This is a genomic window from Arcticibacterium sp. GJ41-1 (assembly GCF_055808875.1).
Genome location: NZ_CM147888.1, coordinates 965942 through 985443, shown reverse-complemented (window position 1 = coordinate 985443; position 19502 = coordinate 965942). Strand labels below are relative to the sequence as shown.

Annotated in this window: 18 protein-coding genes; 12 read left to right on the top strand and 6 right to left on the bottom strand. The window is 37.5% G+C overall.

The annotated features are described in order from the left end of the window. Nucleotides 1-2: 2 nt before the first annotated feature. The 8 genes from AC0L6O_RS03985 (at nucleotide 3) to AC0L6O_RS03950 (ending at nucleotide 8603) form a co-directional block, all read left to right on the top strand. Entirely contained in the window at nucleotides 3-1187 is a 1185-nt protein-coding gene (locus AC0L6O_RS03985; protein ID WP_473306498.1) for a pyridoxal phosphate-dependent aminotransferase, read from the top strand. 65 nt (nucleotides 1188-1252) lie between these two features. After that, entirely contained in the window at nucleotides 1253-2368 is a 1116-nt protein-coding gene (locus AC0L6O_RS03980) for an AEC family transporter (protein WP_473306496.1), read from the top strand. 203 nt (nucleotides 2369-2571) lie between these two features. Then, nucleotides 2572-3030: an Lrp/AsnC family transcriptional regulator gene (locus tag AC0L6O_RS03975; RefSeq protein WP_473306495.1), complete on the top strand. Its 459-nt coding sequence runs from the start codon at nucleotides 2572-2574 to the stop codon at nucleotides 3028-3030. A gap of 31 nt (nucleotides 3031-3061) precedes the next feature. After that, nucleotides 3062-3811 carry a sulfite exporter TauE/SafE family protein gene (locus AC0L6O_RS03970; protein ID WP_473306493.1) on the top strand — a complete coding sequence of 250 codons (750 nt, stop codon included), beginning with the start codon at nucleotides 3062-3064 and terminating at the stop codon, nucleotides 3809-3811. Between the two features lie 74 nt (nucleotides 3812-3885). After that, nucleotides 3886-4188, top strand: a complete 303-nt coding sequence (locus AC0L6O_RS03965) for a rhodanese-like domain-containing protein (protein WP_473306491.1) — start codon at nucleotides 3886-3888, stop codon at nucleotides 4186-4188. 109 nt (nucleotides 4189-4297) lie between these two features. Then, nucleotides 4298-6187, top strand: a complete 1890-nt coding sequence (locus AC0L6O_RS03960) for a beta-N-acetylhexosaminidase (protein ID WP_473306490.1) — start codon at nucleotides 4298-4300, stop codon at nucleotides 6185-6187. A gap of 112 nt (nucleotides 6188-6299) precedes the next feature. Continuing rightward, nucleotides 6300-6839, top strand: a complete 540-nt coding sequence (locus AC0L6O_RS03955) for a hypothetical protein (RefSeq protein WP_473306488.1) — start codon at nucleotides 6300-6302, stop codon at nucleotides 6837-6839. Between the two features lie 21 nt (nucleotides 6840-6860). Further along, on the top strand, nucleotides 6861-8603 hold the full coding sequence (locus AC0L6O_RS03950) for an arylsulfatase (RefSeq protein ID WP_473306487.1): 1743 nt from the start codon (nucleotides 6861-6863) through the stop codon (nucleotides 8601-8603). A gap of 12 nt (nucleotides 8604-8615) precedes the next feature. Here AC0L6O_RS03950 and AC0L6O_RS03945 read toward each other — a convergent pair whose 3' ends face one another. Beyond that, on the bottom strand, nucleotides 8616-9248 hold the full coding sequence (locus AC0L6O_RS03945; protein WP_473306485.1) for a LysE family translocator: 633 nt from the start codon (nucleotides 9246-9248) through the stop codon (nucleotides 8616-8618). A gap of 16 nt (nucleotides 9249-9264) precedes the next feature. Then, nucleotides 9265-11037 carry a gamma-glutamyltransferase gene (gene ggt, locus AC0L6O_RS03940; RefSeq protein ID WP_473306484.1) on the bottom strand — a complete coding sequence of 591 codons (1773 nt, stop codon included), beginning with the start codon at nucleotides 11035-11037 and terminating at the stop codon, nucleotides 9265-9267. A 68-nt stretch (nucleotides 11038-11105) separates the two neighbouring features. Here ggt and AC0L6O_RS03935 point away from each other — a divergent pair, with 68 nt between their 5' ends. The 3 genes from AC0L6O_RS03935 to AC0L6O_RS03925 all read left to right on the top strand — a co-directional run bounded on the left by AC0L6O_RS03935 (nucleotide 11106) and on the right by AC0L6O_RS03925 (nucleotide 13674). Continuing rightward, nucleotides 11106-11750, top strand: a complete 645-nt coding sequence (locus AC0L6O_RS03935; protein WP_473306482.1) for a hypothetical protein — start codon at nucleotides 11106-11108, stop codon at nucleotides 11748-11750. A 107-nt stretch (nucleotides 11751-11857) separates the two neighbouring features. After that, nucleotides 11858-13099 carry an ABC transporter permease gene (locus tag AC0L6O_RS03930; protein ID WP_473306481.1) on the top strand — a complete coding sequence of 414 codons (1242 nt, stop codon included), beginning with the start codon at nucleotides 11858-11860 and terminating at the stop codon, nucleotides 13097-13099. A gap of 92 nt (nucleotides 13100-13191) precedes the next feature. Further along, entirely contained in the window at nucleotides 13192-13674 is a 483-nt protein-coding gene (locus AC0L6O_RS03925; protein WP_473306479.1) for a hypothetical protein, read from the top strand. Here the strand turns inward: AC0L6O_RS03925 and AC0L6O_RS03920 are convergent. From AC0L6O_RS03920 to AC0L6O_RS03905, 4 genes are all read right to left on the bottom strand, one after another. Beyond that, complete coding sequence (locus AC0L6O_RS03920) at nucleotides 13671-15608, bottom strand: M1 family metallopeptidase (protein ID WP_473306477.1); 1938 nt, start codon at nucleotides 15606-15608, stop codon at nucleotides 13671-13673. The two genes, AC0L6O_RS03925 and AC0L6O_RS03920, sit on opposite strands and share 4 nt — an antisense overlap. Before the next feature lie 27 nt (nucleotides 15609-15635). Then, on the bottom strand, nucleotides 15636-16196 hold the full coding sequence (gene frr, locus AC0L6O_RS03915; protein ID WP_473306475.1) for a ribosome recycling factor: 561 nt from the start codon (nucleotides 16194-16196) through the stop codon (nucleotides 15636-15638). A 66-nt stretch (nucleotides 16197-16262) separates the two neighbouring features. Beyond that, a complete protein-coding gene (gene pyrH, locus AC0L6O_RS03910; RefSeq protein WP_341227849.1) occupies nucleotides 16263-16976 on the bottom strand; it encodes a UMP kinase in 714 nt (237 codons plus the stop codon). A gap of 63 nt (nucleotides 16977-17039) precedes the next feature. After that, the gene (locus AC0L6O_RS03905; RefSeq protein WP_473306474.1) at nucleotides 17040-17930 is read right to left on the bottom strand and encodes a DMT family transporter; all 891 of its coding nucleotides are present in this window, start codon (nucleotides 17928-17930) and stop codon (nucleotides 17040-17042) included. Nucleotides 17931-18090: 160 nt separating this feature from the next. Between AC0L6O_RS03905 and AC0L6O_RS03900 the strand changes: the two genes are divergently transcribed. Continuing rightward, on the top strand, nucleotides 18091-19260 hold the full coding sequence (locus tag AC0L6O_RS03900) for a redoxin domain-containing protein (RefSeq protein WP_473306473.1): 1170 nt from the start codon (nucleotides 18091-18093) through the stop codon (nucleotides 19258-19260). Nucleotides 19261-19502: the final 242 nt, after the last annotated feature.

Here is a 19502-nt window from a genome sequence, read left to right as displayed (position 1 = left end):
AAATGAAAAAATCTCTGAATCGTAGAAACATGCTTAAGACAGGTCTAATGTCTCTTGGAGGCATGGCCTTAGCTCCACATATAGCAAAAGGAGCCTTTGAAAGTGCCCCTTTCAAGCTAGATGCAAGTAACAGACTTGTTTATAGCCCATTGGCTAGAGAATATTTCGTTGACGAAAATTTTGCACCAGAAATTGTTGCCAAACTTACTTCAAACGAAAACCCTTACGGACCACCTGCCAGTGCAAAACAAGCAGTTATTGACTCTGTAAGCGGAGGAAACCGTTACGCTTGGAGAGAAATGGCAGAACTAATGGAAAGTATTGCCGAAAAAGAAGGTGTAACTACAAAGCACCTAATGATGGGGCCTGGTTCTTCTGATCTTTTGGAGAAAGTAGCCATTGTTCGTTTCATGAATGGTGGAAACTTAGTTTCTGCTGATCCTACTTACATGTCTCTTATTCGTGTGGCAGAAAGAGTTGGAGCTACTTGGAAACCAGTTCCATGTACTTCTGACTGGTCTCATGATTTAGATAAAATGGCTGAGGCTGTAGATGCAGACACTAAATTAGTTTACATCTGTAACCCAAATAACCCTGTAGGTACTATGACTGCAGCTAAAGACTTAGAAGCATTCTGTAAAAAAGTATCTAAGAAGGTTCCAATTTTCATTGACGAAGCATACATGGAACTAGCATACGGTCCAGATGCTATCACACAGTCTCCATTAGTAGCACAAGGATATAACGTAATAGTTTGTCGTACTTTCTCAAAAATCATGGGAATGGCCGGTTTAAGAATTGGCTTCATGGTTGCTCAGCCAGAATTCATTAAAGAAATCTCAAGCGTTACGCGTGGCGGAATGGGTATCTCATTAACATCAATCAAAGCTGCTACTGCGGCCTACGGTGATGACGGTTTCCAAGAAATGACAAAAACGAAGAACGATGCAGCCAAAAAATACACTATGGCTGAGGTAAAGGCATTAGGTTATGACCCTATTCCTTCCTTCACAAACTTCATGATGTTCCAGATAAACATGGACGGTAAAGAGTTCTTAGGCAAAATGCGTGAGCATGGCGTAGGCTGTAGAGCATTCACCATTAATGACAAAGACATGTGCCGTGTAAGTATGGGTACCATGGACGAAATGAAAATGTTCGTAAGTGCTCTTAAAACTTTAAGTTGATCAATTCTTATAAACACGCTTAGCCGAATTTCGGCTAAGCTGTTTTCTTAAACTCTCCTATCTCAATGAACGAAGCTATATTCAAAACCCTTATCCTTGTATTACTCATAGCATTAGGTTTCATACTTAAAGCTAAATTTGGTAGCAAAGACAAAATTAACGGCATCAAGGAAATAGTACTTTCGGTGGCACTTCCATCCACCATTTTCATCGCTTTAATGAAAATAAATCTGGACGCATCTTTACTCTTCATTCCGGTAGTAGCTCTTCTTTTTAATTTCATCATGTTTCTGATAACGCCATTGGCATTATCAAGCTTTGGAATGAAAAAAGACTCAGCAAGTGCCAGAACATTAACATTACTTATTCCTTCATTAGCTCCTGGTCTTTCTTGTTTCCCTTTTATTGTTGAATTTTTAGGTGAAGAAAGCCTAGCCATGGCCGCCATGGGCGACATTGGAAATAAGTTTTTCTGTTTAATATTCTTGTATGTAGTGGCCATGAATATGTCATTGAAAAACTCTGGTTCTGAAAAACAGAACGTCAAAGAAAAAATCACTTCATTACTAACAAGTTTGGCAAAAGAGCCTATCAATATTGTTCTAGTAGCAGGCCTAGTCTTATTAGCTTTTGGCGTTAGCTACAGTACACTGCCAGAAATAGTAAGAGGCGTTTTTGACAAAACCAGTGCTATTATGACGCCATTAGTCTTAATTTTTATTGGCCTAGCCGTTAACCTTAAAGAAGGTAAAAAGAAGCTTGTCTTTTCCTTACTATCTTTAAGAGCTGGTATTAGCCTTATTTTAAGTGCGTTATTTATATTTTCTACTGGCATGAGTTCAGCAAATCATATACTTCTTACTATTATATTCCCTTTAAGTTGTATTAGCTTTTGGCCATTTGCTCATATTTCTTTGTTTCTTAACAAAGAAGAAAGCATGGGTATAGCAAAAGAGAAAAGAACATTTAATTCAGAACTAGCTATTATGGTATTAGCCATATCTCTTCCATTCTCTACCACATTGGTTTTAACCATACTTACAGCAGGTACTTACTTTGTAGACATTTGGAAAATAGTTGGTTTAGGTGTTGTCTTATTAGCTTTAGGTACAGTTCCAATGCTAGTATCAAAACTTCAATTTAAAAGACACAAAACTAGCATGAGCGAAAATCATGCATAATTGACTCCTATCTTCTTTCATCAATAAACTAAAAAACACTCTCGCCATAAAGACGAGAGTGTTTTTGCTTTAAAGCTACAATTCTCTAAACCTGAAAAAAATAATTAATGTCAACTATTAGACTAATTTCCTAAATCTCACTTTATTTGACGCCCAATTAGAATAAATGGGATATCATTTCCTGTAATTTAGAATATTTTGCCATGAACCGCATTGACCCAGTCGATTTGAAAATCTTAAAGCTATTAGTAAAAGATGGCCTTAGCACCAATAAAGAGATTGCGGCAGAACTAAATCTTACTACTACGCCTGTTCATGAAAGAATTAAGAGACTTAGGCGAGATGGTATTATTGAAAAATATACTATCGAGCTTAATAAGAAAAAACTTCACAGAAACTTACTTGTTTTTTGTAGCGTAAGCTTAAAAGAACATGCTGCGGAATATTTAGAAAGATTTGAAAAAGACGTTCAAACACTTCCTGAAGTGGTAGAATGCTATTGTATATCAGGTGGTGCCGATTTTCTACTTAAAATAGTCGTTGAAGATATGGAAGAATACAAGCTATTTATCCTTAATAAGCTATCGGCTCTTTCTAATATTGGCAATGCTCAAAGTCAATTTGTGGTAAAAGAAGTTAAACAAGCCAGTATTCTTTCTTAAACTTGTCAAACTTTCAAATTTTCCCTTACTATTGGATTTCTTTTCAGACCATAGCCTATTAGAATGGGCACTAGTATTTTTCTCTGCCTTTATTGTAGGTTTCTCTAAAGCAGGACTCCGTGGGGTAGATGTAATGAATGTCACCATCATGGCTTTAGTTTTTGGTTCAAAAGCCTCTACGGGCATAGTACTTCCCCTACTCTGCATGGCGGACGTGCTAGCTGTAACCTATTATAACAGGCATGCCCAATGGAAGCACTTTAAGATTTTAATGCCCTGGATGGTAGCTGGTGTTTTAATTGGCTGGTATGTGGGCAGAGGCATTGACGACACACTGTTTAAACGCATCATGGCGGTAATCATTCTTGCAGCTGTAGGTCTACTATTTTGGTGGGAAAGAAGAAAATCCGAGAAAATGCCACAAGGCCTTTGGTTCGGAAGTACCATGGGATTAATCACAGGTTTCACCACCATGATTGGGAACTTAGCAGGAGCTTTTTCAAACGTCTATTTCTTGATTTTGAAATTCCCTAAAAATGAATTCATAGGTACTGTTTCATGGATGTTTCTTTTCATTAACCTTTTCAAAGTACCTTTTCATGTTTTCTCTTGGGAAACCATTAGCCTTGATACTTTTAAAATTGACCTCGTTTTAGCTCCTGCTATGGTAGCCGGCTTCTTTGTTGGTGTTAGAATTGTGAAGAGAATAAACAACGACAACTACAGAAAACTAATACTTGGGCTAACCCTTTTAGGTGCTCTGGTCATTTTCTTCAGGTAAAGCATCTGTGACTTAACTCACTCATTCTTGAAAACTGCATACGTAGCTTTGTGTCAAATAAAACACAAAAGAATATGTTCGATTTCATAAAAAAAATGTTTGCTGGCAACTCAGAAGAAATTAAGGAATTAATAAACAATGGTGCTGTCATTATTGATGTGCGTAGCCCCGGAGAATTTTCTGGAGGTCATGCTAAAAATGCTGTCAATATCCCATTAGACACCTTGACAAAAAACTTCACTAAAATTCAGAAATACAAAAAGCCCGTAGTTCTTTGCTGTGCTTCAGGTATGCGTTCTTCGAAAGCAAAAGGTATACTAACAAGCAAAGGCCTTGAAAACGTATATGATGCAGGCTCATGGGGTAACTTAAGGTAAACCGCTAATCTTAGCTCCCAAATGTTTAATGCTTTAGGTATAATTCCGTTGCAAAAAGCTAATTATTAAAATATTTTAATAACTTTGATTTAAACCTAATGTTATTAAAATGAAAACCATCCTTAGCTTAGTACTGTCTCTAGTGTTAAACCTTGCGGCATTTGCTCAGCATCAAATTATCCCTACTCCTGTTTCTTATGAAACTAATGACGGAATGTTTATGCTTGACAATCAAGTGGCCATTGATATCCGGACTGATGATGCACAGGTAAAAACCTATGTAACTAACTTTCAAAGTTTCCTTGCTCAATCTGGCAATAACATTGAATTGAAAAGTATAGCCGAACCGAGCAGAACCAATAGAGTCATTAGTATTTCTTTGGCTGCCGCTCCTGCACTCCCTAAAGAAGGCTACCAGCTTGAAGTACAAGAAAATGAAATTAGCCTAATAGCCAACGAAGCTGCTGGTATTTTCAATGGTCTTCAGACTTTAAGACAACTGCTCCCTAGAGAGTTTGAAAACACCGCTGAATACGGAATGGGCATGGGTATGGTCATGGGTTGTAAAATCACAGATTACCCTAGATTTGGCTGGCGTGGGCTTATGCTTGACGTAAGTAGACATTTCTTCTCTGTAGATGATGTAAAAGCCTATTTAGACAAAATGGCTCAGTATAAATTCAACGTTTTCCACTGGCATTTGACAGATGACGAAGGCTGGAGAATTGAAATAAAATCCTTACCAAAACTTACTGAAGTAGGTGCATGGAGAGTACCAAGGCATGGCCGATTTGGAAAAGACAGACCTTTCCCTAAAGAAGGTGAGAAAGCTACGGAAGGCGGCTTCTACACACATGAAGACATTAAAGAGGTTATCAAATATGCCGCCGACAGAAACATCACGATAGTACCTGAAGTTGACATTCCTGGGCACAGCATGGCCGTTTTAGCAGCCTATCCTGAACTTTCTACATTGAAAGAGCCTAAAGTGGTTAACCCTGGTGGCTACTTTGCCGACTGGACAGGCCCACATTTCAAAATGCTGATTGAAAACACATTAAACCCAGCCGACGAAAAGGTTTATGAGTTTGTAGATAAGGTAATGACAGAAGTGGCAGAACTTTTCCCGAGCCAATACATCCACATGGGTGGAGACGAGTGCTATCACGGATACTGGGAAGAAAGCCCTCAAGTGCAGAAATTCATGAAAGCTAATAAAATAGCGGATACGCATGGACTTCAAAGTTATTTTGTAAGTCGTGTTCAAAAAATCATCAACAGCAAAGGCAAAAAGATGATTGGTTGGGATGAAATCTTAGAAGGTGGTTTAGCAGAAGGTGCTGCCGTAATGAGCTGGCAAGGAATGAAAGGTGGTATAGAAGCTGCCAAGCTCGGGCATAATGTGGTGATGACACCTACTACTTTCGCATACCTAGATTACACCCAAGGAGACCACAGCTTAGAAAATCCTATTTATGCTGATTTAAGCCTAAAAAAGGCATACTCTTTTGAGCCAGTACCAGACGATGTTGATGCTAAATACATTTTAGGAGGACAGGGAAACCTTTGGACAGAAGTTGTTCCAAATCTACAATTTGCTTTCTATATGACTTACCCAAGAGCATTTGCTATTTCAGAAACACTTTGGAGCCCAAAAGAGAGCAAAAACTATCAGAGCTTTTTAAACAGAACAGAGAGCCACTTTTCAAGATTTGAAATGGCGAAAACTAATATCTCTCATGCGGTGCTAGACCCGATAGTTTCTGTTAAAAAAGAAGGTGATAAGCTCCTAGTGACTTTAGAAAACGACTTAGCTAATACCGAAATATTCTATACTATTGATAATACTTATCCTGTCCAATTTGGCAACAAGTACGAAGGTACTTTTGAAGTTCCTGAAGGCGATTTGAGTTTAAGAACTCAAACGTTCCGAAACGGAAGGCCTATTGGTCGTGCTATATTAATTTCAAGAGAAGACCTTGTAAAGAGGGCTAAATAAGTCATTTAGCTTCATTATGCATCTCCTATTTTTTGTAATAAATTGATAGGAGATGTATTTGTTTCAACATATTTAATTTTAAATTCGTTATCCAAAAATTAAATATCACATTATGAAACACTTCTTTTTCTTCGCATCCCTTATTCTAGTTTCTCATTTTGCTTCTGCACAAGATTTGGCCGGCAGAAAAATAGTTAATGGAAATTTGAATGCACAAATTACCTCTGGGTCAAACAATGACTATACTTCAATAAGTTCTTCACTTTTATTTGGAAAAATAAAGAGCGACAACACCTATTGGGCCTTTGGCGGAAAGTTCACACTTTATCCTACCAATAATTTAAACAATTCTTTTTCAATAGGACCATCTATAGAACGAGGTAAGTTTATTCCTTTGGTGGATAAACTATATCTTGCTCCATATATTGGAGGGTCTGTTTCAGCTATCCTTGGAGATACTGATGGTGTAAATATTAACCTTTATGCCACACCCATTAGGTTCATGTATCACTTTAAAGAAAGCTTAATGCTTACTGCTGGTTTTGGCTTCGCTAATATTGATTATACCAATCATAACTCTATATCGATATTATCTATAAATGCATCTTTAAACAATAATAGTGGCTTCGGAATTTTCTATACTTTTAAGTAAAATTCAACAAAGCCTATTTCAATGCGATTCTCCTTATTATTCCTTGCTCTTTTTTCATTCACCATTTTTTCTTGTCAAAAAGAGGAGGCAAAAAAGCCTAACATTCTGTTCATATTGACAGACGACCAAGGCTGGGGAGATATGAGCAGCCACGGCAATGACATCATAGAAACACCTAACCTAGATTTATTAAGTCAAAACGGTGCTGAGTTTGATCGCTTTTATGTTTCGCCACTCTGTGCTCCCACCAGAGCCAGCTTATTGACCGGCAGGTATCATTTAAAAACGGGTGCCACTTCTGTTTCTAATGGACTAGAAATTATGGACACGGAAGAAGAAACCATTGCCGAAGTTTTTAAAACGAACGGTTACAAGACTGGCATTTTTGGCAAATGGCACAATGGTTCCCATTACCCAAACCGACCAACCGACCAAGGTTTTGACGAGTTTATAGGCTTTTGTGCAGGGCACTGGAGCAATTATTTTGACACTAAACTAGATAGCAATAATACCGAAATTCAGAGTACTGGTTTTATCACAGATTATTTGACAGATAAAGCCATTGACTTTATAGACAGAAACAAAGAGGAGCCTTTTCTGTGTTATGTGCCATTTAATGCTCCGCATAGCCCTTTCCAAGTGCCCGACAGCTACTTCGACAAGTATAAAGCGAAAGGATTGGACGATAGACTTGCCAGTATTTATGGAATGGTAGATAATGTGGATTTCAATATCGGAAGACTCCTTGAGAAACTAGAAAACGAAGGTTTAGCAGAAAACACCATCGTGATTTTTATGTCTGACAATGGACCAAACGGTGCCCGCTATAACGGTGAAATGAAGGGTGTAAAAGGCCATGTGGATGAAGGTGGCGTAAGAGTTCCTGCCATTATTAACTGGCCAAATAAAATAGCGAAAGGAAGAAAAATTGGAGGACTGGCGGCACACATTGACTGGTTACCTACATTAAAAGAACTTTGTGGTATTGAGCATGAATCTAAAAAAGAAATTGACGGTATTAGTCTAGCAAATGTTTTATTAAACACAGAAGTAGAAATACCTGAAAGAGCGGTTTTTGGCCATGTTGCTTTTCTCGAAAAAGACCTAAAAAACAACCCAGGAGCTTTAAGAACTGGAGAAAGCTTGATGGTTTTTAAAGGAGAATCTCCAGAACTCTACTCCTTAAATTCCGACCCAAGTCAGAAAAACGATATTTCAGAAGACAACACAACACTTACCGAAAGCCTTTACAATAAGTACATCAGCTGGTTTACAGATGCCTCAAAGAATTATCAAGCTGTAAAACCGATAGCTGTTAATACAGATTATATAGAGTTACCCGCTTACGAAGCTCAATTTTCTGGTAATCTACATTATGAAGAAGGCCATGGCTGGGCACATGATTGGTTAAAAAACTGGACATCTACAGAAGATGAAATGAGATGGCTAGTGAGCTCATCAGAAGAAACTGAATTGAATGCCTATTTGATTTACAATTGCCCAGAGGAGTCTTTAGGTGCGGTAATCAAAGTGAAAATTGAAAACTCAGATGTGACCAAATCCTTGACTGAAGCTTTTGAGGGCACCTTCATAGATAGCCCAGATAGAATCACCAGAAAAGAAGCCTACGAAAAAACTTGGTCTAAAATGAAAATTGGGAATATCAAGATTCCAAAAGGCACAAATGACATTGTGCTTTCAGCTCTATCAATTCCCAATTCAGAAGCGGCAGAAGTAAAAGCACTAGTGCTTTCAAGAAATTAGTAGAAACTATTTCTACTTAGCCTTTGCCAATGCCATTTTAACCGCAAGTCCCGTTAGGACTGAGGCCATAAACCATTTCTGTACCCTTAACCAAATTGGTTTTCTAGAGAACCAATTTGCCATTTTTGCTGCAGAAATGACTATCAATAAATTAACAGAAAAGCTTATTAATATTTGAATAGCCCCCAATTGAAAACTTTGACTTAAAATAGAACCATGTTCAGGTTTTATAAACTGAGGAAAAAACGAAAGGTAAAATACCGCCATTTTCGGATTCAAAACATTTGTCAATAATCCAATATTAAAGAGTTTAAGAGGCTTGTCGGCTTTTAGGTTTTGGTCTGCGTCAAAAATCTTATTGTCCGACTTGACCGTCTTAAAGGCCAAGTATAACAGATATGCTACTCCCATAAATTTGACCAATGCAAAAGCATAAGGAACAGCAAAGAATATGGCAGTAAGACCAAACGAAACCATCAGTATATGAAATAAGAAACCACACATTACGCCTAAAAGAGAAATCACACCAGCACTTTTCCCTTGGGATAAAGACCTTGAAATTAAATAAATCATATTTGGCCCAGGAGAAAGCACCATAATTAATGCCGCTAAACCAAAGAGAAGTAAATTGTTAATTGGAATCATGGTTCATTATTTAAATTTAGTATCCAACGCTAGTATTCTCTGACCTTGGGTCAGAAGCTCCCTCGAGCATTCCGTTAGGGTGAAGCATGATGCAATCCATTCTCCCCAAGGTTCTGTTTTGAGCTTCTATGATAAAGCCTTTGTTTAGTAACTCTTGAAGAGCATCTAAGTCTAAGGCGTCTTTCTCTATAAAAGTTTTGTCTGGCAACCACTGGTGGTGAAATTTCAATGCATTTACCGCCTGCTGCATGCCCATGCCATGCTCTACCACATTAAGAATCGTTTGATAAACCGAAGTAATAATGGTACTGCCACCTGGTGTTCCTACCACCATTAGTAATTCCCCATCCTTCTCTACTATCGTCGGCGTCATAGAAGAAAGCATCCTTTTTCCTGGCTGAATTTCATTCGCCTTATTTCCTATCAAACCAAACATATTTGGCACGCCAGCTTTTACACTAAAATCATCCATCTCATTGTTCATCAAAAAGCCTGCACCGTCTACCACTACTTTGCTACCATATCCTCCGTTCAAAGTGGTGGTGAGAGAAACAGCCATTCCATCGCCGTCTACCACAGAAAAGTGTGTGGTTTCATCAGACTCATAATATGGAACCGCCCCTCCAGAAATATCTTCACTTTTACTTGCCTTATTCTCATCAAAAGATGCCCATCTTTCCTGCAAATATGGATAAGACATCAACTCGGTCATAGGTACTTTGACAAAATCCGTATCGCCCATCCATTTTGCTCTATCGGCATATACTCTTCTTTCTGCCTCTATCATTACCTGTACTGTTTTACCAGAGTTCCAACCCCAATCTTTTAAAGGGTAAGGCTCTACTAATCTCATTAACTGCACCAAAGCCACTCCACCACTTGATGCTGGCGGCATAGAAATAATCTCATATTCTTTATATGATTTCTTGATGGCTTCTCTCCAGGCGGCGTCATATGATTGCAAATCTTCATGGCTAATAATTCCGCCTCCTTTTTCCATTTCTTTTACTAACAAATCGGCCGTGATTCCTTCATAAAAACCTTTCGCTCCACCTTTTTGAATTCTTTTCAGGCTTTCTGCCAAATCCTTTTGAACAAACAAATCGCCAGCTTCCCATTCATCTTTAGTAGGATGAATAAAGTATGGCGTATCGTCACCATTCATTAATTGAAAACGCTTTTTAGAGCGATTCATACCATTAGCTCTACCTTCGGTCAATATTACTCCGTTTTCAGCAAGGTCAATAGCAGGCTGCAATAACTTCTCCCAAGACATTTTTCCGAGTTTTTGATGCAGCTCTACCATTCCCGCTACAGAACCTGGCACACCAGATGCCAAGTGACCCGAGGTGCTTTTTCCTTTAATTACATCTCCTTTCTCATCTAAGTACATATCTCTATGAGCTTTCAATGGAGCTTTTTCTCTAAAATCTAAGGCATGGTTAGTTCCGTTGCTTTCACGAATTACGGCAAATCCCCCACCACCAAGATTTCCTGCGAAAGGATACGTGACCGCCAAAGCGAAAAACGTAGCCACCGATGCATCCGCGGCATTACCTCCCTTCCTTAAAATTTCCTTGCCTATCTCAGAAGCCATTACATCAGCAGAAGCCACCATGCCATTGGCTCCAAAAACACCTTTTTTATCAGAATAAAATGTACTTCTATTCTCGTCCTCTACAAAAAGTTGGAACAGTCCATCGCCCGTTTTAATATTGGCCGCCTTTTGGGTTGATTTACAAGAAAAAATAAAAACTCCTAAGAGTATTATCGCAATTTTTTTAGTCATAGTACGTATTTTTAATTGCAGCTACCTACATAGCACCTGCACACACAATAGATAAGTTTTTAATTCACATGAAACACATCACCAAAATATCACTTTTCTCAATTTTACTTCTATCAAATTTCGCATTCTCTCAAGATACTACTACATTCTTACCTAAATATGCAATAAAGTGGAGGCCATTTGCTATGGTCAATATTGACCCCACTATTCAATTTCAGGCGGAGTATTTCATCAACCCTAAAAATAGCCTTCAATTTTCTTATGGCTTTGGTGCTCCTGAGATTTTCAAACAAACCAAATATACCAAAGCAGATGTTTTTAGAATAGAATACAAAAGGTATTACAAAACCATAGATATGGATAATCCGTGGGGTACATATTTTGGAGGTGAATTAGTTCTTTACCCTCAAACTGCTGTAAAAACGGAGGAGTCGCCAAGTAAAAATCCTCAAACTGATAAATACACTGTCAATATAAATGTAATGGCATTTCATCTAAAGTATGGAAAGACATTTATCAAAAAAGGAATTCCCACATTCGATTTCTTTATAGGTGCTGGCCTAAGATATCAATACAATTTTGACCAAGATTTGGAGCCTGGTTATGAATTCATTTACCATACCTCTTTCAATAGAATAGCACAGAAGGGTATTTACCCATCAGCCACCTTAGGCATTTCGCTTGGCATGAATGGCTGGGGTCGATATCCATAAATCCTCCTTTTCATCCGTTCGTTTATCCCTTCATGGCCTCCCTACCAAAAGCTTTGTTTTTTGAGTAGTGATTATCTTCCTTTACACTACCAAAATCGGCTAATTGAATGAAATTTCTACAACTCGTATTTGAAAGTTTTAGATTTGCATGGCAAGCTCTTAGAGCAAACCTTCTGCGAACATTGCTTTCCCTCCTAGGTGTTACTGTTGGCATTTTCTCCATCATAGGTGTTTTAACCATGGTAGATTCCCTAGAAGCGAACATCAAAAATTCATTAAGCAGCATTGGTGAAAAAACCATATATGTAGATAAGTTTCCATGGATGTTTGGAGAAGGCGACTACCCTTGGTGGAAATATTTTCAGAGACCAAGACCTAAATACTCCGAATATCAGTTTTTGAAAGAACGCATTAAAAATGCGAATGCCATTACCATCATGGATTACTCTTTGGCAAACGCGAAATACGAGAACAGCAGTTTTGATGCTTTATGTCATGGTATCACGGCAGAATTTAACTTAATCACAGAAGTACCAGTAATTGAAGGTCGATACTTTACGGAGCAAGAAATAAATTCAGGACAAAGTGTGGCTATTTTAGGAGGAGAAATCTACAACACTTTCTTTCCTGACGGGAACGGTATAGGTAAAAACATCAAAATAAAGGGTCAAAAATTTACTGTAATTGGCACACAAGAAATTAAAGGGAAACAGTTGGTAGATGTTGGTGGAAACCCAGACCAAAAAATTTACATCCCTTTCTTAAAGCACAAAAGAATGTTTTCTAGCGGAAACCTATATGGCATGATTCAGCTTCAAGCTTATGAAGATGATGAAAACATGGTTGCTCTAGAAGGAGAAATCACTGGTCTTATGCGAACCGTGAGAGGCTTAAGACCTACGCAGGAAGATAATTTTGCACTAAATAGACCTGATGCTGCCGCGAATGCCTTATCATCTGTTTTTAGTTCGTTGCGTGTCGGCGGCTATATTATCGGAGCTTTTGCTCTATTGATTGGTGGTTTTGGTATTGCAAACATTATGTTTGTCTCCGTTAAAGAAAGAACCAATATCATTGGAATTCAGAAGTCATTAGGGGCTAAAAACTACTTTATCCTTTTCCAGTTTCTTTTTGAATCTGTGTTCTTATGTGTACTGGGCGGACTTATAGGCCTATTGCTGGTATATTTGATTAGCTTCATTGACCTCGGCTCGCTTGATTTGATATTAACTTCGGGAAACATGATAGTCGGTCTTTTTATTGCTAGTTTTATTGGAATTCTCTCTGGAATAATTCCTGCATCTCAGGCAGCAGCTATGAATCCAGTAATTGCAATTCGCTCTAAATAAACAACATCATTTCTCTTCAAAACGGATGAAATAGAGATAATCTTGAAAAAAATCATTTGTTTTGTGTAACAAACGAAATAAAACCGCATTTTATGAAATTCAGAATATTTCTATTAGTCTTCTTGGCTATACTGCTAGCCGCATTTTGGTATGTTAGTACAGGTTACTTTAGCTCAGGCGAAAGAGCAGGTACTCTTTCAAAGCTAAGTGAAAGAGGCTATATATTTAAAACCTATGAAGGCGTACTTAACGAAGGTGGGTACTCTGGTGAAACTGGAACACTTCAGCCTCGCTACTGGGATTTCTCAACAGTGGCCGATTCGGTTATTGTAGATTTAAGAAAAGCATTAGGCACTGGAGAAAGAGTTACACTAATCTATCAAGAGAAGTTTGTAAGATTCCCTTGGAATGGAGATACTAAGTATTTTATTACGAAAGTAATATTCAAACCGCAACCAGAAAGACCTATCTATCAAGATTACGAAGAGCCTGCACAAGTACCACAACCGCAGCCTGTTTTACCACAGCCAGCTCCTTTATCTAAAGACACTGTAGCTGTTGCCGAGCCTGTTTAATTTTTGATAAAAGATTTGACAAAAACTTTATTATCCTCGTTTTTAAAACGAATAAAATACCTTCCACTTGGGAGGTATTTTACATTTAAGGGCACATCAGTTTGCCCTTTGCCCATGGTTTTACCGTTGGCATTATGAATTTCAAAAGAATACACCGTTTTCCCTGCCGTATCAAACTTTAAGAGTCCTTCTGTAGGGTTTGGATATAAAGAGAAACCTATTTCTTCCTGTGTACCTAAAGCAGGTACAAAAGAACCCAAAGAAAGGTCTTTAAGAATTAAATTATTAGGGTCAAAAACTATAGAACTAAGCTCTCCTTCCAGGTTGTCCAATGATATTATCATAGTATTGGTATCCACAAAAACCTTTTCAATTCGGCTGCTTCCATCTTTAAAAGTTAAGCTCAACTCCACCGGCATTGTAAACAAATCTGTTTCCTCTGAGCCTGAGTGAATAATGCTTAACCAAGCTGTATTATCCTCCGCTTGCTCCCAACCAAAAAAGTATTTAGGATAGCCGGTACCAAACAACCACTCGTCAAAAAAGTAAGTCAAATTTTGGCCAGAAACCCTTTCTGCCACTGCTTTGAAATCTTCGATACTGGCATTTCCGTAAGCAAACTCTGTATTTTGAAACTCTTTAAGTGTTTTAAAGAAAACATCATCACCCAATACCCCTCTAAGCATGTGTACCACTACAGAGCCTTTTTGGTAGGTTTTAGCAAAATTGAAAATCTCGTTTACCGAATTAGTATTCTCTATCGCCACAGTACCATTTACAAATTTGGCACCGTTCATGGCCAAACTTACCTCATTATTATAGGCTGCCTTTCCTTCTGACTTTTCCGTAAAATAATAGGAACCAAACTCTGCAAAAGCTTCATTAACCCAGATATCTCTCCAAGTTTTACAAGTAACTTTATCTCCAAACCATTGATGAGCTAATTCATGAGCTATCAAACTCGTATTGAATGTCCCCATAGAACTTATGGTTTGATGCTCCATCCCACCACCAAAGCCAAACATAGCGTGCCCATATTTTTCTTTAATGAAAGGGTATTCGCCAAAGGCGTCTGAAAAAACGCTCAACATTTCTACAGTTTCATCTAAAAGAGGGCTCAACCTTGGATCATTAGCAATCTCAGGATAGACATAATCCAAAACAGGCATAGCACCTGTTTGGCCGTAAGTAAAGCTTCTTTCTAAAAGCTGATAATTAGCTGCTGCAATAGAAATTAAATAGTGGGCTATTGGGTATTGGTGCTTCCATTTAGCAGTATTGGTACCATCAGTGTTTTTAATTAAGTCTTCCAAAGTTCCTTGCGAAACCGATGTATAATAGCTTGGTAATGTTATCCATACATCGCATGAATCCGCCTTATCGGCTGGATTATCCACACAAGGCCACCAAAGTGGGGCGTCATAAGGTTCGCTCAAGGACCAAATCACGGACTGATTATTACCGTGGGTGGTATATGCAAGACCAATTTTATCTCTCGGGCTAGGTGTGGTTCCTTGGTAGTAAACTTTTATCGATGCTGGGGTAGCACCTAAAGCTATGGTTGTAGGGAAGGTGATTTGTATTTGAGATGATTCTTTTGAAAAGCTTAAATTCTCCCCTTCATAAAGGACAGAATCTACCGCATATGAATCATCTAAATCTAAACTTATTTCAGACAGATTTTCTACCAAAGGCAGAAAATCTATCTGAACAGAACCTTTTAAGTATCTGGAACTTGGTTCTATTTTAATATCTAAAAAGTAGTAGGTGACGTCAATGTTTCCATCACCCGGATAAGCAACTTTGAGTTTTGAAAGTTTGTCATCAGTTATTCTGATTTTAGAATCAAAACAACTTACGTTTTCATCAAAGTAATTTTGAGCATTCGTCAAATGGGTAATTACTAAGAAAAATAGAAAAAACAATCTTTTCATATTACCCATATTTGTTATCCTGAAAACTTAAACACTCATTATATCTTTCTCTTTGACAGCCAGCATTTCATCTACCTTAACCATGAACTTATCGGTTAACTTTTGAACTCGCTCCTCACCTATTTTGATAGCATCTTCAGATACACCATCATTTTTAAGTTTTTTGATTTCGTCGTTTGACTCTTGTCTAACTTTTCTAACGTTGATTCTAGCAGTTTCCATTTCTACTTTAACCTTTTTCACCAAATCAAATCTTCTTTCCTCCGTCATTGGCGGTAAGTTTAATCTGACAAACTCGCCATCATTAGTAGGAGCTAAACCTAAATTAGCATTTATTATAGCTCTTTCAATATCAGCTAATAAGCTCTTCTCAAAAGGTCTAATAGAAATAGTACGGGCATCGGGTGTGGTTACAGATGAGGCCTGATTTATAGGAGTAGGAACACCATAATAGTCTATGGAGATGCCATCAAGCATATTTGCATTGGCTTTTCCTGCTCTAATTTTTTTCAATTCTGACGAAGTATAACGCAAAGATTTTTGCATACTATCTTCCGCCATTTCCAGTATCATGTCAATTTCTTCCATTGCTCTTAAATTTCGTTTGGGCTATTTACGAATTATTCTTTGTGAACGGTTTAAACACCGTTCTAACTAATCTTTTACTAATGTTCCTATAGTTTCACCATTTACCACCCTTAAAAGGTTGCCTTCTCCGTTCATGTCAAAAACAATAATAGGCAAATCATTTTCCTGACAAAGGGTAAAAGCTGTTTTATCCATCACTTTCAATCCTTTATTAATGGCTTCATCAAAAGTAATTTCAGTGTACTTCACTGCGTCATCACTTTTTCTTGGGTCTTTATCATACACACCATCCACATTGGTTCCTTTTAATAAAACCTCCGCTTCTATTTCATTCGCTCTTAAAGCTCCTCCTGAATCTGTAGAAAAATACGGATTTCCTGTACCTGCACCAAAAATAACGACACGCCCCTTTTCTAAGTGCCTAATGGCTCTTCTTCTTATAAAAGGCTCAGCTATCTGCTCCATTTTTATGGCAGAAAGCAGTCTTGTTTGTAAACCATGGTTTTCTAAGATAGACTGTACTGCCATACCATTAATAACTGTGGCTAGCATTCCCATATAATCTCCTTGAGACCTATCTATTCCTGAGTCGGCAGATGCCCCTCTATATATATTACCTCCACCTATCACTATGGCTACTTCGCAGCCTGCATCTACCACTGATTTTACCTCTTTGGCAAATTGTGAAAGTATTTCTGAATTAATTATCTGGCTTTTGTCGCCTCCGTTTAGGGCTTCGCCGCTTAATTTCAGTAGGATTCTCTTGTACTTGATTGACATTTATTGGGTGTTTGTGCAAATATAATTGAATTGCGATTATTTTTTTCTCTTATTAAAACCTCTTTACGTTTCCTTCTTATTTATTAGGTAAACACCTATCAAAATAACACTCATTCCCAGATAATGCCAAATTGAAATCAATTCGCCATCAAAAAGGCCTGCAACTGTAGCCACTATTGGAACAAGGTAAGTAACAGAAGAAGCAAAGACTGGTGAAGATATTTGGAGCATATAGTTGAAAAGCACTAAGGCTAGCGAGGTATTAACACCAGCCAGGCAAATCAAATAATAAAAAACTACTCTGTTTTCGGGAGCAAGTATTTTAGAATAAAAATCAGTAAACGATAATATAATCATTGCCACTATTCCTACAAAGAAAAAGGCAACAGCTGTCATTTGAAGCGGCTTCAGCTCTCCAAGGTATTTACTAACAATGTTCACATTGAAACCATACATCAATGTAGCCGACATGGCCAATAATGCATAAGGGTTTGCGAAGTTAATACCTTCTGTATTCCCAGTAAAAACTAAAATTAAACTTCCAGTGAAGCCTACTATAATTCCTATGATTTGAAATTTTAGAATTTTAGAAGCAAAGAAAAGAGCTCCTATTATTAGCACAAAAATAGGTGTGGTAGAATTAAGCGTTCCGGCTAATGAGCTGTTAAGCTTACTCCCTACCAGTGAAAATATAAATGCAGGAAACAAATTACCAAGTAAACCTATCCCAATAAGCCACTTATATTTTTCTTTTGGAATGGTCTTAAAACCTTTTAAAACCCAAGGAATCAAAAATATTGAAGCAAAGAAAACCCGTCCAGCTCCTAACTCTATAGGAGTCAAAACCACAACTATTTTCTTGATGAATAAAAAAGAGAGGCCCCAAATAATTGCCAGAAAAAGAAGGATGGACCATGCATAAAGCCCACTAGAAGAATTCTGTTTTTCAATCACATTGAAAGATTTTGAAGCCTAAAGCAGTTAAATAAAGGCAAAAATAGACAAATACATTCATTCGATAGAGCATAAGCAACGCTATTAAATTATCTTCCTCCTTTTATTCATGTATTTTTATAAAAAATTTCAACCCGAAATAAATTAACTAAACATTCGTATGAAGAATTCGCTCTACCTAGCCGTAGCATTAGCTTTTACGGCTTGTACTTCCTCCACTGAAAATACCGAGGAAGCATCAGAAGAAATAGCAGAAGTTGCTATTATTGATAGTAAAACTGTCAAAACTTTAGAAATAGGCTCTCAAGCTCCAGATTTTAAACTAATGGGAGTAGATAATAAAGAGTACTCCTTAGAGAGTTTTGAAGATGCTGATCTTCTTGCTGTATTATTTACTTGTAATCATTGCCCTACGGCTCAAGCATATGAGGCTCGTGTAAAAAAATACGTTACTGATTATAAAGACAAAGGTGTACAGCTGGTGGCCATTAGCCCAAATGCCGATAAGGCCGTTCTTTTTAATGAGTTGGGCTATACAGATGTAAATGACAGTTTTGAGGATATGCAATACCGTGCAAAAGATCAGGATTTCAACTTCCCATATCTATATGATGGTGCCACACAAGAAGTAACAGCGAAATATGGCCCTGTAGCTACTCCTCATGTTTTCTTATTTGACAAGGACAGAAAACTTCAATATGTAGGAAGAATAGACGATGATGAACATATAGGAAAAGAAAAGGTACTTAACCTAAGAATGGCAACTGATGCACTTTTAGCTGGAAATACGCCGAACCCAGCAGTTACTAAAACTTTTGGCTGTTCTATTAAGTGGATGGAGAAAGCAAAAAACAAAGCCAAAGAGATTGAAGACTGGTCAAAAGAACCAGTAAGTCTTGAAAAAGCTGACCTTGCCAAACTAAAGGAAGTTATGGAAAACAAGGGTACAGGAAACTATAGACTTGTTAACGTGTGGGCAACTTGGTGTGGGCCTTGTGTAGCCGAATTTCAAGGTTTGACAGAATCATATAAAATGTATAGAGATAGAAATTTTGAATTTGTGACAGTTTCTAACGACGAAGCAGACAATTATGACAATACCCTGAAGTTTCTAAAGAAGAAATTGGCAACAGATACTAATTACATTTTAGAAGAAGGTGTAAACAAATATGATATGATAGAGGCCATAGACCCTGACTGGCAAGGAGCTTTACCTTATACAGTTTTAATTTCTCCTGAAGGGGAAAAGGTCTACTCGCAAATGGGTGAGATTGACATTCTTGAATTAAGAAATGAAATAGCCGATAATATTGGTAGATATTTCGACTAATAGGATAACCCTAAATCTTCTTATTTTGAGCCAACTTTAAAAGAGTTGGCTCTTTTTTTTGACCGTAAAATAAGTTTTTGAAACCCTCCCATTTTATTGAAAATTTTATTCATGTCTACAGTCTATAAATTTTAGAAATCTCAAAGGGATATTTAGCACCTATAACTAGGCATTTTCGTCTTTCATAAAAACAAACTCTTTAGCATATACGCACCACTATAAGAATTGTTAGAATAAATTGT

What these genes read in the sequence shown, in the direction of transcription:
- AC0L6O_RS03985 (WP_473306498.1), top strand. Translation starts at nt 3, where the DNA reads ATGAAAAAATCTCTGAATCGTAGAAACATGCTTAAGACAGGTCTAATG.
- AC0L6O_RS03980 (WP_473306496.1), top strand. Translation starts at nt 1,253, where the DNA reads ATGAACGAAGCTATATTCAAAACCCTTATCCTTGTATTACTCATAGCA.
- AC0L6O_RS03975 (WP_473306495.1), top strand. Translation starts at nt 2,572, where the DNA reads ATGAACCGCATTGACCCAGTCGATTTGAAAATCTTAAAGCTATTAGTA.
- AC0L6O_RS03965 (WP_473306491.1), top strand. Translation starts at nt 3,886, where the DNA reads ATGTTCGATTTCATAAAAAAAATGTTTGCTGGCAACTCAGAAGAAATT.
- AC0L6O_RS03960 (WP_473306490.1), top strand. Translation starts at nt 4,298, where the DNA reads ATGAAAACCATCCTTAGCTTAGTACTGTCTCTAGTGTTAAACCTTGCG.
- AC0L6O_RS03955 (WP_473306488.1), top strand. Translation starts at nt 6,300, where the DNA reads ATGAAACACTTCTTTTTCTTCGCATCCCTTATTCTAGTTTCTCATTTT.
- AC0L6O_RS03950 (WP_473306487.1), top strand. Translation starts at nt 6,861, where the DNA reads ATGCGATTCTCCTTATTATTCCTTGCTCTTTTTTCATTCACCATTTTT.
- AC0L6O_RS03945 (WP_473306485.1), bottom strand. Translation starts at nt 9,248, where the DNA reads ATGATTCCAATTAACAATTTACTTCTCTTTGGTTTAGCGGCATTAATT.
- ggt (WP_473306484.1), bottom strand. Translation starts at nt 11,037, where the DNA reads ATGACTAAAAAAATTGCGATAATACTCTTAGGAGTTTTTATTTTTTCT.
- AC0L6O_RS03935 (WP_473306482.1), top strand. Translation starts at nt 11,106, where the DNA reads ATGAAACACATCACCAAAATATCACTTTTCTCAATTTTACTTCTATCA.
- AC0L6O_RS03930 (WP_473306481.1), top strand. Translation starts at nt 11,858, where the DNA reads ATGAAATTTCTACAACTCGTATTTGAAAGTTTTAGATTTGCATGGCAA.
- AC0L6O_RS03925 (WP_473306479.1), top strand. Translation starts at nt 13,192, where the DNA reads ATGAAATTCAGAATATTTCTATTAGTCTTCTTGGCTATACTGCTAGCC.
- AC0L6O_RS03920 (WP_473306477.1), bottom strand. Translation starts at nt 15,608, where the DNA reads ATGAAAAGATTGTTTTTTCTATTTTTCTTAGTAATTACCCATTTGACG.
- frr (WP_473306475.1), bottom strand. Translation starts at nt 16,196, where the DNA reads ATGGAAGAAATTGACATGATACTGGAAATGGCGGAAGATAGTATGCAA.
- pyrH (WP_341227849.1), bottom strand. Translation starts at nt 16,976, where the DNA reads ATGTCAATCAAGTACAAGAGAATCCTACTGAAATTAAGCGGCGAAGCC.
- AC0L6O_RS03900 (WP_473306473.1), top strand. Translation starts at nt 18,091, where the DNA reads ATGAAGAATTCGCTCTACCTAGCCGTAGCATTAGCTTTTACGGCTTGT.